This is a genomic window from Collinsella sp. AM33-4BH (assembly GCF_003469205.1).
GTDB lineage: Bacteria > Actinomycetota > Coriobacteriia > Coriobacteriales > Coriobacteriaceae > Collinsella.
Genome location: NZ_QSIN01000002.1, coordinates 236,236 through 249,852, shown reverse-complemented (window position 1 = coordinate 249,852; position 13,617 = coordinate 236,236). Strand labels below are relative to the sequence as shown.

The 13,617-nt window shown below is 64.4% G+C and carries 12 protein-coding genes; 5 read left to right on the top strand and 7 right to left on the bottom strand.

Translation table 11 applies throughout. From position 1 onward, the window contains the following. The first annotated feature begins 42 nt into the window (after nt 1–42). The 5 genes from sdaAA to DW821_RS02615 all read left to right on the top strand — a co-directional run bounded on the left by sdaAA (nt 43) and on the right by DW821_RS02615 (nt 7,050). The gene (sdaAA, locus tag DW821_RS02635) at nt 43–1,650 is read left to right on the top strand and encodes an L-serine ammonia-lyase, iron-sulfur-dependent, subunit alpha (protein WP_118065396.1); all 1,608 of its coding nucleotides are present in this window, start codon (nt 43–45) and stop codon (nt 1,648–1,650) included. A gap of 149 nt (nt 1,651–1,799) precedes the next feature. Then, nucleotides 1,800–3,515, top strand: a complete 1,716-nt coding sequence (locus DW821_RS02630) for a L,D-transpeptidase (protein ID WP_158567528.1) — start codon at nt 1,800–1,802, stop codon at nt 3,513–3,515. A 132-nt stretch (nt 3,516–3,647) separates the two neighbouring features. Continuing rightward, a complete protein-coding gene (locus DW821_RS02625) occupies nt 3,648–5,066 on the top strand; it encodes an efflux RND transporter periplasmic adaptor subunit (RefSeq protein WP_117639419.1) in 1,419 nt (472 codons plus the stop codon). After that, nucleotides 5,066–5,839 (top strand): ABC transporter ATP-binding protein, encoded by a 774-nt coding sequence (locus DW821_RS02620; RefSeq protein WP_117639417.1) that lies wholly within the window; start codon nt 5,066–5,068, stop codon nt 5,837–5,839. The genes DW821_RS02625 and DW821_RS02620 overlap by 1 nt, the downstream gene beginning before the upstream one ends. Beyond that, a complete protein-coding gene (locus DW821_RS02615) occupies nt 5,836–7,050 on the top strand; it encodes an ABC transporter permease (RefSeq protein ID WP_117639415.1) in 1,215 nt (404 codons plus the stop codon). The genes DW821_RS02620 and DW821_RS02615 overlap by 4 nt, the downstream gene beginning before the upstream one ends. 212 nt (nt 7,051–7,262) lie before the next feature. Here DW821_RS02615 and cobK read toward each other — a convergent pair whose 3' ends face one another. Genes cobK through DW821_RS02580 form a run of 7 tightly spaced genes read right to left on the bottom strand, consistent with a single transcriptional unit; the run spans nt 7,263 to nt 13,610 of the window. Then, complete coding sequence (cobK, locus tag DW821_RS02610) at nt 7,263–8,036, bottom strand: precorrin-6A reductase (RefSeq protein ID WP_118065392.1); 774 nt, start codon at nt 8,034–8,036, stop codon at nt 7,263–7,265. Next, nucleotides 8,033–8,674: a precorrin-8X methylmutase gene (locus DW821_RS02605; protein WP_118065390.1), complete on the bottom strand. Its 642-nt coding sequence runs from the start codon at nt 8,672–8,674 to the stop codon at nt 8,033–8,035. Before DW821_RS02605 ends, cobK begins: the two co-directional genes overlap by 4 nt. Next, nucleotides 8,675–9,190, bottom strand: a complete 516-nt coding sequence (locus DW821_RS02600; protein ID WP_089571806.1) for a cob(I)yrinic acid a,c-diamide adenosyltransferase — start codon at nt 9,188–9,190, stop codon at nt 8,675–8,677. Continuing rightward, nucleotides 9,187–10,686 (bottom strand): cobyric acid synthase, encoded by a 1,500-nt coding sequence (locus DW821_RS02595; protein WP_233552977.1) that lies wholly within the window; start codon nt 10,684–10,686, stop codon nt 9,187–9,189. The genes DW821_RS02600 and DW821_RS02595 overlap by 4 nt, the downstream gene beginning before the upstream one ends. After that, on the bottom strand, nt 10,679–11,887 hold the full coding sequence (locus DW821_RS02590) for a histidinol-phosphate transaminase (protein WP_158567527.1): 1,209 nt from the start codon (nt 11,885–11,887) through the stop codon (nt 10,679–10,681). Before DW821_RS02590 ends, DW821_RS02595 begins: the two co-directional genes overlap by 8 nt. Beyond that, complete coding sequence (gene cbiB / locus DW821_RS02585) at nt 11,884–12,858, bottom strand: adenosylcobinamide-phosphate synthase CbiB (protein ID WP_118065385.1); 975 nt, start codon at nt 12,856–12,858, stop codon at nt 11,884–11,886. The genes DW821_RS02590 and cbiB overlap by 4 nt, the downstream gene beginning before the upstream one ends. Further along, on the bottom strand, nt 12,858–13,610 hold the full coding sequence (locus tag DW821_RS02580) for a histidine phosphatase family protein (RefSeq protein WP_233524895.1): 753 nt from the start codon (nt 13,608–13,610) through the stop codon (nt 12,858–12,860). Before DW821_RS02580 ends, cbiB begins: the two co-directional genes overlap by 1 nt. Nucleotides 13,611–13,617: the final 7 nt, after the last annotated feature.

Here is a 13,617-nt window from a genome sequence, read left to right as displayed (position 1 = left end):
ATGCCCCGCCCCTCGGGACGATGGGATAGAACAGGAGCGCATATGGCAGGCAAGCCACAAACACTAGCTACGACCTCGGCATTCGAGATCTTGGGCCCCGTCATGGTCGGCCCCAGCTCATCGCACACCGCCGGCGCCCTGCGCTGCGCCCAAGTTGCCGCCAGCCTGCTGGAAGGCCGCATCACTAAGGTCACCTTTGGCCTGTGGAACTCCTTTGCCCACACCTACCGCGGCCACGGCACCGATCGTGCGCTCGTCGCGGGCATCCTGGGCCTCGACACCGACGACGAGAACATCAAGCAGGCCTTCGACCTCGCACGCGAGCAGGGCCTCGAATATCACTTTGACATCAAGGGCGACGACGCCTCCATCCACCCCAACACCGTCGACATTGACATGGTCGACGACACGGGCGCCACGGCACAGGTCCGCGGTGAGAGCCTGGGCGGCGGCAAGATGCGCATCAGCCGCATTAACGGCGTCGGCGTCGACATCTCGGGCATGTATTCCACGCTGTTTGTGGCACACCAGGACGTCCCCGGCGTGCTCGCCGCGCTCACGAACCTGCTCGCCTACGCACACGTGAACATCGCCTTCTGCCGCACCTACCGCACCGAAGTGGGCGGCCAGGCCTACTCCGTCTTTGAGACCGACGGCGCGCCCGACGACACCGTTATCCCCATGCTACGCAAACTCGACAATGTCGATTACGCGACCTTTATCGAGCTCCCCGGTTCCGCCTCGTCGCTCTCCCCCGGTGTCTCGGCAAAGGAGATCTTCGACGACGGCGAGCAGCTGCTCGATGCATGCGCCGAGCTCGGCCTGAATATCGGCGCCGTTATGGCCGTGCGCGAGGCGCGTCTGACCGGCGAGACCCACGCCGTCGCCGCCATGCGCCGCGTGCTCGACGTCATGCGCGAGGAGACCACGACCCCTATCGTCAATCCGCAGCGATCGCTCGGCGGGCTTATCGGCGGCGAGGCTAAACTCGTCGATGCCACCGGCCGCAACGATTTGAGCACGAGCCTGATGGGCACCGTTCAAACCGACGCCGTGGCCCGCGCCATGGCCGTGCTCGAGCGCTCGGCCACGATGGGCGTAATCGTCGCAGCTCCGACGGCAGGATCCGCGGGCGTCGTCCCCGGCTGTGTGCTGGCGCTCGCCGACCACCTGCAGCTCGACGACGAGCAGGTGATGGACGCGCTCTACTGCGCAGCCGCCATCGGCCTCAACCTCACCACGAGCGCCTGCGTCGCCGGCGCCGAGGGCGGCTGCCAGGCCGAGGTGGGAAGCGCCGCCGCCATGGCTGCCGCCGCGCTGGTGCAGATGCTCGGAGGCACGCCCGAGCAGGCGCTCGACGCCAGTTCCATCGCGCTGAGTAACCTGCTGGGCCTCGTTTGTGACCCCGTCGGTGGCCTCGTGGAGGTGCCCTGCCAAAACCGCAATGCCATCGGCGTGGCAGCGGCCTTTAGCTCGGCACAACTCGCCCTCGCCGGCATTAAGAGCCTGGTGCCGTTTGACCAGATGGCACATGTCATGCTCTCAGTGGGCCACGCGTTGCCGGCCACGCTGCGCGAGACGGCAAAGGGCGGCATCGCGCAGGCTCCGGCCGCACTTTCGGCCTGCGCAAAATGCGGTGTGTGCGGATAGCAACAAAGGACGACTCAAAGGTGGGACAAATGTCCCACCTCTTTTGAATGCCACCGTTTCCGTACCACAAACAGCAGGGCAATCGCTATAATGCAAGCCCAGTAAAAACACGATGAGCCGCAAGGCGAAATTCGAAGGATATGCATACGATGTCGCAAAACGATCGAACTCAACTGATTCCCGATCCGCAGCAGCCGAGCAGGCACACCGGTGGCGTTCAGTCGCCGCGTCCTATCGCGCCGAGTCACGGTCAGCAGCGTGGTGCGGCAAACGCTTCCCAACGCTCGAACCAGCAACGTCAGCAGCGCCAGGCAAACGGCAATGCGCCCAAGCAGCCCCCCACGCACGCTCAGGGCGATCGCGGCCCCGCGCGCAAACCCGCCGAGAACAATAAGTCGGGCAAAAAGACGACGCTCTTTGTCGTCCTGGGTCTTATCGTCATTGTCTATATCGTAGGCGTCGTAGCGTTTTCCCAGCTAGCCTACCCCAACACCACCATCGCCGGCGTCGACGTCTCGTTCTCCAACGCTTCGTCTGCCGCCACCAAGGTCAACTCGGCATGGAAGCACTATAAGCTCACCGTGACAGGCGATGACTTTAGCTGGACCTATCAGCCCGAGTCCGATGAGCCCATCGTCGACGGCGAAGCTGCCGCAAAAGAGATCATCAGCCACAACGAAGCCTTTGTATGGCCGGTCCGCCTTGTGGAATCCTTAAGCGGAAAGACCAAAACAACCGCTACCTCCAACGAAGTCGATCTTGATCAAGACGTCGACCTGTCCATGCTCTCCGACACTTTTGACCAAAAGAAGTTTGAGAAGGATCTGGGCGCCGCCATCGACGAGTTTAACGAGGGGCGTTCGGGCACGTTCGAGGCCAATAGCTCCTATGACGAGCAGGCCGGCAAGTTTACCGTCGAGAAGGCGCGCTCCAACGAAAAACTCAACCGCGAGCATGTCATTAAGTATGCCGAGCTCGAGCTTGCCTCGCTGGCCGAGACCGTAGATCTTTCCAAGCTCGGCAACGATGCCTATGAGCCACTCAATGGAACGCTGACCGATGATCAGATTCAGGCCGCATGCGATGCCGCCAACAACTTCTTGGGCGTCAACGTGACCCTCAAGCTCAACGGCGAGGATGCCGGCAAGGTTGATGGCAGCTCCGTGTTGCAGTGGATCAGCTTTGCCGATCCGGCCAACCCCACGCTCGATACGTCGCAGATCAGCAGCTGGGCAGCCGAGCTTGCCAACGGCTTTAATACCGTGGGCTCCACTCGCTGGTGGACGCGCGCCGATGGCAAGCAGTGCGCCGTCGAAGGCGGCGACTTTGGTTGGTCCATCGACAGCAGCTCGCTCGCCAAGCAGGTCGAAGACGCCATTAACAACAAGCAGACCGGCGAAATCGAGATCAAGTACTCCCAGAAGGCCGACACCTTTACCGCAAAGGGAGAGCCCGACTGGAAGGCATACATCGATGTCGATCTGTCCGAGCAGCACGCGCGCTACTACGACGAGAGCGGCAATATCGTGTGGGAGGCCAACTTTATCTCGGGAAAGCCGGGCGAGGACGCCACGCCCGAGGGCGTCTGGCAGATCAACAGCAACGACGGCGCCAGCAAACTCATCGGTGCCAAGGACCCCGAGACCGGCAAGCCCAAATACGAAAGCCCGGTTAGCTACTGGATGCCGTTTGAGGGCAACATGATCGGCTTCCACGATGCCACCTGGCAAAACGACAAGAGCTTCGATAACGCCGAGTCGTACAAGTGGTGCGGCAGCCACGGTTGCATCAACCTGCGCCTGGCCGACGCCAAGGCACTTCACGACTGCATCAAAGTCGGCCTGTGCGTGGTTGTCCACTCGTAGTGCAACGCGCGCATTCCTACAACGTGGAGCCGCTGCGACCAATCTAACAGTTCCGAAAGAATCCGCCATATGCGCCCGCCTTACGCGACGAGCGCATATACTTATTGAGGAACTTTCTATAAAGGAGACGCTATGCCGAATGTCCCCACCATCACCCCAGGCCCGGATGATGCCGAGTACACGCCCGAAGGTGCCACCGAAACGATTCCTCTGATTAAAAACGTACATGCCGACAAGCAGAGCGAACGCACGAACGATACGGCCGAAATTTCCGATGAAGAGGCGTATGCCAAGCTCAAGGCAAAACGTGCCGAACGTCGACGCAAAAAGCTGATTCGACGCGGTATTGCCGCCGGCGTCGTAGGTGCCATCGCGCTCATTGCCATTGTCGCAACCCTGGTTATCAATGCGCAGCCGCAGGGCGCTAGCGGGCCTGTGACCGACATGGTGACCGAGGGCACGTTTACCACAACGGTCGAGGCGAAAGGCCAGCTCAAACCCATTTCGTCCTCAGTGGTCTCCCCTTCTGTCGACGGTACGGTCGATTCGATCAACGTGCAGGCAGGCCAATCCGTCAACGAGGGCGACGTGCTTATGACCATTAAAAACGACGAGCTCGATCGCAACGTTGCCGAGGCGCAGCGTGCAGTTGCAGCCGCCCAGGAAGACCTCACCAACGCGCAGAAAGCCGCCGCTGTCGCGCAGGCCACCCCAACGACGGACGTCGATGGAGCTTCCGCAGCGGCTGGCGTCTCCGCCGCATCAGCGGACACGAACGCCGTATCGGCCGCGCAGCGCAGCCTCGCATCGGCCCAGGCAAACCTCGACCAGGCGAACGCCAAGGCCGCCAGCCGTACGGTCACGGCCCCGAGCTCGGGTAGCATCGTGGAGCTCAACGCCAAGGTGGGCGCCACGGTAACAGGCGGCATGATCATGGGCGAAAGCGATACAAGCGGCGGCAAGCAGTGCATGCAGATTGCCGACCTGTCCAAGATGAAGGTGACCGTGCAGGTGGGCGAAAAGGATATCGCCAAGATCGCCGTGGGCCAGAGCGCCAACGTGACCTATCCAGCGTTTCCCGATATCGTGAGCCAGGGAACGGTCACGGCCATCGCCTCGGTGGCAAACTCCGACTCCAACTCCGGCGGCGGCAGCGTAACCTTTAACGTCGACATCCTCATCGAAGCACCCGACAGTCGCCTTAAGCCGGGTATGACTGCCGAGGTCTCGGTAGTGACCGAGAAGCTCGACGACGTGGTTATGGTGCCGACCATGGCGCTGATGACCGAAGATGGCGAGCACTATTACGTCAATCTGGCCACCGATTCGGAAGGCAAGAAGACGCGCCGCGTGAAGGTGACCGTCGTGACGCAAAACGACAACGAGGCTGTAGTCGGTAAGACGCAGGTCAAGCGCGACGACCAGGGCAACGAGATCAACCCAGACGTCCCGGTTACCAAGTTACGCGACGGCGACACCATCGTGACGGATACCGGCACAGGCATGACGGCAGACGGCGGCGACAATATGTCTGCCGACGAGGGCAAGTAATGCGTCCCGTCATCGACATCCGCAACGTGCACCGCATCTTTGAGAGCGAGGCCGGTTGCGCCCACATCCTGCACAACGTGAGCCTGGCGGTGAACCCCGGTGAGTTCGTCGCAATCACCGGCCCCTCGGGCTCGGGCAAGTCGACGCTCATGAACATCCTGGGCTGCTTGGACAAGCCGACGGCGGGTGATTATTTCCTGCAAGGGCTCAACGTCGCCGAGCTCGACGATGATGAGCTCACCGAGGTGCGCGCGCTGAGCATCGGCTTTGTCTTTCAGAGTTTTAACTTGCTGCCGCGTCTGACGGTGATCGAAAACGTCATGCTGCCGCTGTCCTACACCAATGTGCCGCGTAGCCAGCGCGAGATGCGCGCCGTGCACGCGCTGCAAGCCGTCACACTGCCGGTCGACCATTGGGACCACCGCATATCGGAACTCTCGGGCGGACAGATGCAGCGCGTCGCCATCGCGCGCGCCCTCGTCAACGACCCGCCCATCATTTTGGCCGACGAGCCAACGGGAAATCTAGACTCGACAACCGGGGCGCTCGTCATGGAAACCTTCCACAAGCTCCAGAAACGCGGCAAGACCATCGTACTCATCACGCATGACCCCGGCATCGCCGCCGAGGCCGATCGAGCCGTAACCATCCGTGACGGGCGAATCCATGACGGCGCATATGTCGCGCATACACCGAATACGTTACGCGGGGCCGTGAACGCCCTGCCCACGATTTCGACATCCACCAATCAGCCGAAGGGAGCGAAGGAATGAGCACCCGCGATCTTGTCCAAGAAGCCCTTCACTCGCTCGAGGCCAACAAGGGACGCAGCCTGCTCACCATCCTTGGCATCGTCATTGGCATCGCCTCGGTCATCGCCATGACTTCGCTCATCGGCGGCATCCAAAACAGCCTGGTCAACAGCCTGGGCCTCAATGCAGCCCGCATGGTAGAGATCTATTCGTCCCAAGAACTCACCGATTCGGATGTGGAAAAGCTTCGCAAACTGGTGCCGCAGATTGAGCAGATCGGCATCGTCGATAGCGCCTATTCCGAGTACAAGGTCGAGGATAAAAGCTATACCGTCATGGCACACGGCGTCGATAGCGACATGCTCGATGCCGTGGGCGCCAGCAAGCTCGTTGCGGGACGTGTCTATTCACAGGCAGAGTCTCAATCAGCCTCGCGCGTGGCGCTCATCAGCCGCGGCGGCGCCGATCAGCTTTACGGCAACGAACAGGACGCACTGGGGAAAACCATCAAGGTGTCCAACGGCGAGGTGCAGATTGTAGGCGTGATTGATGGCGGCAGCGACTCCATGGGCTCGCTCACGCTATATATGCCACGCGAAACCATCTCCGGCCTGTTTGGCGACGAGAATCCTTCATTCCCCAGCGTGACGGCACTTGCCGCCGAGGGCACAGACATGGACGAGCTCTGCAAGACCATCGAGTCTAAGGTGCGCGCGATGAAGGGCATCTCGGAGGATGATGAGTACGACAGCGTATCGGCGACCTCCATGAAAAGCGCCATCGATGCACTCAACTCGTTTATGGGCGCCTTCTCGCTCATCATGGGCGCTGTCGCCAGTATCTCACTGCTTGTCGGCGGAATCGGCATTATGAATATGATGCTTACCAACGTGACTGAGCGCATCCGCGAGATCGGTATTCGCCGTGCCTTGGGCGCCAGTCGCCGCGATATCACCGCGCAGTTTTTGGCCGAGTCCTCGGCGCTGTGCGTCACCGGTGGCCTGCTGGGTGTCCTGATTGGCTATCTGCTGGCCTGGGGCCTCGCGATGTTTGCCGCAGGATCAGGGGTTCTCAACGAGCTCGGTGCCAGTGGGGAGATCACACCGAGCTTTTCAATCGCCACGGTGCTGCTGGCCTTCGGCGTCTCCGTCGGCATCGGCGTAATCTTTGGCTTCTACCCCGCTCGCCGCGCGGCAAAGCTCAACCCGGTGGAGTGCCTACGCTACCAGTAAGCCACCACCAACAAGTTGCGGTGAATTAGGGACTGAATATGTTATCTAGCAGCAAAAACAGACACTATTTCACCGCAACTTATTGAAGGGCTGTTTGCGCCAGTTCTGGGCGTCGTCCTCGAGCTATTGATGGATGACGGGCTTGTACGGGTCGAGCTTGCTCGGGACGCTCCTCCTCGCGGGCGGGAGGGCGCGCTAGGCGCGGCAAGCGCCTAGCGCGCGAACTCCCGTAAGAGCGCGTCTTCCACTTCCCGAAGCGAAAGGGCCCCGCTTCCCTCGGCGGGACGGGTGACCACGATGCAGCGCGCTCCCACGTCGCGCGCGGCGGCGAGCTTCTCGGCCGTGCCGCCTACGGTTCCCGAGTCCTTAGTCACAAGCCACTGGGCGCCCACCTGCCGAAGCATCGCCTCGTTGAGCTCGCGGGTGAAGGGCCCCTGCATGCCGATGACGTGCGACGGCGAAAACCCCGCGTCGATGCACTTCGTTATAGCACCGGGCAGCGGGAGCACACGCACGAAGAAGCGCTCCGCGAAATCGGCGACGCTCGTGTAGGGAGCAAGCTCCTTGCTCCCCGTCGTGAGAAGCGCGCGACCCGGGTTCTCGGAGAGAAAGCGCGCCGCGCAGGCGATCGACGCGACCGGCACGACGCCTTTGGGCAGCGCCTCGACCGGGCGCGCAAGGCGCAGGCATTGTGCACCCACGGCGAGCGAAGCGGCCCGGATGTTGCCGCTTGCGAGCGTAGCGAAGGGGTGCGTGGCGTCGACAACGATGCACGCGCCGGAAAGCTCGCGCTCCATGTCGGCATCGTCGAGCCTGCCCGCATGCACCTCGATGCCCGGAAGCTCGCCCAAAAGCTCGCCTCCGTACTCGGTTGCCGCGTAGGCACGGGCGGGGATGCCCGCCCTGCTCGCCCATTCGCACAGAAGGCGGCCCTCGGTGGTGCCGGCGAAGATGCGCAGCGCCGGCGCGGATGCGGGCGCCGTCACTTCGGGCCGCCTGGGCGCGTGATCTGGTAGAGCAGCGCGTTCATAATGGCAGCCGCCACGGTCGAGCCGCCCTTGCGACCCCTCGCGACGATGGCTGGCACGCGTCGTGCGAGTAGCTCCTCTTTCGCCTCGACCACGTTCACAAACCCGACCGGCACCCCAACGACGAGCGCGGGCGCGATCTTCCCCGCGTCCATGAGCTCGGCGAGGCGCAGAAGTGCTGTGGGAGCGTTGCCGACGGCCACGATGAGCGGACCCTCGATGCCGCAAGCTTTGTCCATGCTCGCAACGGCGCGAGTCGTGCCCGCGGCGCGCGCAGCCGCGGCGACATCAGGGTCGGCCATGAAGCACACGGCCTTGCAGCCGAGCTTCGCGAGCGCGGGCTTGCTTATGCCTGCGAGCGCCATGTTCGTGTCGGTGAGCACCTTGGCCCCTGCGCGCAGTGCGTCGAGCGCACAGTGCGCGGCGTCATGGGTAAACACGAGGGAATCGGCGTACGAGAAGTCGGCAGTGGTGTGGATGACGCGCTTCACGACGGGCTCTTCGAGCGGCGGGAACGTGCGGCCGCCGAGCTCTTCGGTGATGATCTCGAAGCTGCGCCGCTCGATGTCGCCGGGCGCCATCTCCTTGGAATCCATCTAGTACTCCACTCCTTCCCTTGCACATATCCCCTGCTCGTAGGGATGTTTCTTGCACCGCATCTCGGTTATGTAGTCGGCCTTCTCCACGATCTTGCGGGAAGGCGCGCGCCCGGTGAGCGCTACTTCGACGCCGCGCGCGGACATATCGAGCGCGCGGTCCACGAGCGCCTCGTCGACAAGCCCCTTCGAAAGCGCGTCGAGCGCCTCGTCGAGCACGAGCAGTCCCTCTTGCGCGCCCTCGAGCTCGGCAAGCGCGGAAGCGAGGTTCCCATCGTGCAGCTCGCACGTCGCGGCAAGTTCTTCGGACGTCATCGACCAGGTAAACTTGTCCGACACCTTCCCCGCGAACACGGGCACGCCGAAATGCTCGGCGAGCAGGCGCACCTCCCCGCTTTCGCCGTCTTTCAGGAACTGCACGACGACGACGCGGCGGCCTGCAGCGAGCATGCGAAGGGCGAGGCCCATCGCCGCCGTGGTCTTGCCTTTGCCGTCGCCATGATACACGTGGATCATACGCCCTCCTCGATAATGCGGTAGACATACTCCATGTCGAGCGCCCCGCGCACGACGTCGGCCAGGCGGTCGAACTCGCGCGCACGGTGATCGGCCGCGGACGCCGCGCCCGCAGCACCCACGACGTTCTCGGGCAGGCCGCGCATGCGCGCGAGCGAGCGCGCGAGGGCGAGCGCCACCCCCGGTTCGTCGAACAGGCCGTGGAGATAGGTTCCGAACACGTTTCCGCAGGCCGCGCCTTCTGGTTTGCCGCCAATCGTGCCCGCAGGAGCGCAGGAGACGGTCGTTTCGCCGTCGTGAATCTCGTACCCGCGCGCCGTCATGCCGTTCCACGCCGAGAACGCGCCTTGGGCGCCCGTGATGCGCAGCTCCGACTGGGCGAGGCGCTTTTCCTCCTTGAACACCGTACTTGCAGGGATGAGCCCGAGCCCGCGCGCGGTGCCAGCGCCTTCCCTGCCGTGCGGGTCGGAAAGCTCGTCTCCCAAAAGCTGGTAGCCTCCGCATATGCCGAGCACCGGCGTGCCCGTGCCCGAAAGCGCGCGTACACAGGCCCCGATGCCGCTAGCCGCAAGCCAGCGCGCGTCGTCGAGCGTAGTCTTCGAGCCGGGAAGCACCACCAGGTCGGGTCGGCCCAGATCGGTCGTCGAGGAAACGTAGCGCACGCCCACGCCGGGCACGCGCGAAAGCGGGTCGAAGTCGGTGAAGTTCGACAGATGCGGAAGACGCACGACGGCGACGTCGATGACGCCGCGCGCCTCGCGGGCAGATAGGCGCGGCGCGAGCGAGTCCTCGTCGTCCAGGTCGAGCGTAAGATACGGCACGACCCCCACGACGGGAACCCCGCACATTTTCTCGAGCGGGGCCAAACCCGGGCGCAGGATTTCCACATCGCCGCGGAACTTGTTCACCACAAGCCCCCGCAAAAGCGCGCGGTCCTCGGGCGCAAGGAGCGCGACCGTGCCGTAGAGCTGGGCAAACACCCCGCCTGGGTCGATGTCGCCCACGAGCAGCACGGGGGAGGACACGGCGCGCGCGAGCCCCATGTTGACAATGTCGTTTTCGGCAAGGTTGATTTCGGCGGGGCTGCCGGCGCCCTCGATGACGATGACGTCGTTATCCTCCGCGAGCGAATCGAACGCCTCCAAAATCTGCGGCATGAGCGCCTTCTTTCGCGCGAAGTAGTCCCTCGCAGCGAAGGCTCCCTGCGCCTTACCGGCCACGATGAGCTGGCTTCGGTGGCCGCTTTCAGGCTTGAGTAGGATGGGGTTCATGCGCACGTCGGGCGCGATGCCGCACGCCTCGGCCTGCATGATCTGGGCGCGCCCCATCTCGAGCCCGTCGGCCGTGACACCGCTGTTGAGTGCCATGTTCTGGCTCTTGAAGGGAGTCACGCGAAGGCCGTCCTGCGAAAGCACGCGGCACAGCCCCGCCGCAAGCAGGCTCTTCCCCGCGTTCGACATGGTGCCCTGGATCATGATGGGCTTGGCCCTACCCACGGGTATCGACCTCCTTCGCCAAGCCTCGGCCATCCGCGCCCGCCATAGCGCCGCCCCGTTCATCGGGTTCGCCTTCGCCCGGTGCACCTTCCGCCCGAAGCGCGCGGCCGAACGCCATCGCAAGCCGGGCGTTCTCCTTGCGCGTGCGCACCGCGACGCGGCACCAGAAACGGGACAGTACCGAAAACGAGTCGCACGTGCGGACCAAAACCCCCTGATTATACAGGCGCTCGGGGATGTCTTTCGCCGGCGTGCGGACTAAAAGGAAGTTCGCATCCGACGGCACGACGGAAAGCCCGAGCGAGGAGAGCTCGTGGGAAAGCCACGCTCGCTCGCCCGCCAATACATCGCGCGTGCGCGAGACGTATTCAATGTCTTCCAGGGCGGCGATACCCGCGGCCTCGGCGACCGAAGAGACGGGCCACGCCTGCCCCGCCCGGCGAATCCCCTCGATGAGTTGGGCGTTTCCGCTGATCAGATATCCCAACCGCAACCCCGCCATTCCGTAGAGCTTGGTGAACGCGGAGAGCACGGCCACATGGCGCGAACACGCGGCGCGTGCGGCCACGCTCCTTTCGCGGGCGTCGGGCGCAAATCCGAGGAAGCACTCGTCCACGACGAGCAGCGCGCCCACCTGCTCGCAGCGGCAAGCCGCGGCCTCGATCACGCTGGGGTCGACGAGGCGCCCCGTCGGGTTGTTCGGATTGCAGAGGTACGCCACGTCTCCCGGCCCCTCGATCGCGCGGGCGAAGGAGGCGGGCACGTCGAAGTCGTCCGCTTCGGAGAGCGGGAACTCCTGCACGCATGCGCCGTAGTACGATGCCGCCTCCGCATATTCAGAGAACGTCGGCGCGCACACGACGATGCGTTTCGGGCGCACCGCCGCGGCGAGCCGCCAGATGATGTCGGACGCGCCCGCGCCGCAGACAATAGTATCTTCGGGAATGCCCTGGTCGCGCGCTAGCGCGCGAACGAGGGCGAGGCTTTCCCTATCGGGGTAGGCGTCGATTCGAGAAAGCGCCTTGCAAGCTGCGGCGACGGCGCGCGGCGAGGGGCCTGCCGGATTCACGTTCACCGAGAAGTCAATGAGGTCGGAGGCACCCCCTTCGCAAGCGATGCCGAGCGATTGCGCGCTGCCCCCATGCGTGCGGGCGCGCAGGATTCCCCCGGCAGCCCGGGGCGCGGCGTGGTCTTTCCTCATGCCATCGCCCCCACGGCGAGCACGACCGCCGCGCGCGCGGCGCCGAAGACGACGAGCGCGCATACGGACGCGGCGAGCATGAGCCTTGTCGCCCGGGCGATGTCGCCCCACTCGATTTCGCGGGACGCGTCGCCTATCGTCGGTTTCTCAACGAGCTTGCCGAAATACACCGCGGGTCCTGCCAGGCGCAGTCCGAGCGCACCCGCGCACGCCGACTCGGTCTGCGCCGCGTTCGGGCTCGCATGGCGACGCCTGTCGCGACGCCAGATGCGCGCCGCCCCGCGCGCGTCGAGCCCGACGATCGGGCACACGGCGATCATGAACAGGGCCGATAACCGCGAGGGAATCCAGTTCACCGCATCGTCGAGGCGCGCCGAGGCGCAGCCGAAGTCGATGTAGCGCTCGTTTTTGTAGCCCACCATGCTGTCGAGCGTGTTCACCGCCTTGTACGCCATGCCCAAAGGCGCACCCCCGATCATAAGGTAGAAAAGCGGCGCGATGACACCGTCGCTCGCGTTCTCCGCCACCGTTTCCACGGCGGCGCGCGCGACGCCCTGCTCGTCGAGAACAGACGTGTCACGTCCCACGATGAGCCCGACGGCTTCGCGCGCCGCGACAAGTCCGCCCTTCGAGAACGCGCGGGCAACGGCCAGGCTCTGGCGGCGCAGCTCGCATGCCGCGAGAATCTGATAGCTCGCCCATGTCTCGGCCACGAAGCGCAAGCCGGAGTGAACCATGCCGCAAAGATGCAGGATTCCCCAGGTCAAAAGCCCACACGCAAGCGGAAGCGCCACGGCGAGCACAAGCCCTGCGGCGCGCGTGCCCGCGGACGTTTGCGGGAATGCGCCCCGCAGGCGGCCTTCGGCCCACGTGATCGCGCGCCCCATGGCGACGACGGGATGGGGAAGCCAGCGCGGGTCGCCGAAGGCAAGGTCGGCCGCGAACCCGGCGGCGACGGCAAGAATCGTCATCACCGGGCATCGCCCCCCCAAGCGGGGCGAACGTCGCGAAGGCAGCGCCCATCCCAAGTGGCGGCCCATGCGCCGCCCGGCTCGGTATGCACGTCGAAGTATCCCATTTTCGGGACAGCTAGCTCGGAGAGCAGCGCTTTCACGGTACCCGCGTGAACGACGAAGACGGCGCGCCCACTCCCCTGGGCGCGCTCCGATTCGCACGCCTCCCGAAACGCCGCGATGACGCGGCGGGTGAAATCGCTCTTGCCCTCGCCATGCGGGCAGCGCGTCTCGCACCAGGAGTCTACCCAGGCGCGATAGCGCGCATCCTCTTTAAGCTCGGCGGCGCTTCGCCCCTCGAAGTCGCCGAAATCCATCTCGCGCAGACCGGGGCACGCCATAAGCTCCGCGTTCGGGAAGAGGATGCGCGCCGTCTGGTCGGTGCGGGCCATGCCGCTCGTGATAACACGGAACACGTCACGATCGCACGCGAGGTCGCGCAAAGCGCGCTCGCCCGCACTCGACAGGGGCTCGTCGGTGCCCGCCCCGCTGTAGCGATGGTCTTCCGTGCCCGCCGTGGCACCATGGCGCACGAAGACGACTTCCAAAAGCGCACCCGCGCCCTGCGTCCCTCGAGGTGCATCGGCAAGGTTTCCTTTGATGACCTGGGGAATCCCGCACGTCATGCGCACGACGACGTCGGCGCGCGCAGCGAGCGCGCATCCCAGGCGCCCCGCGCGCTCGCGCCATTGGGCGTCTTCCGCACTCATGGGGACG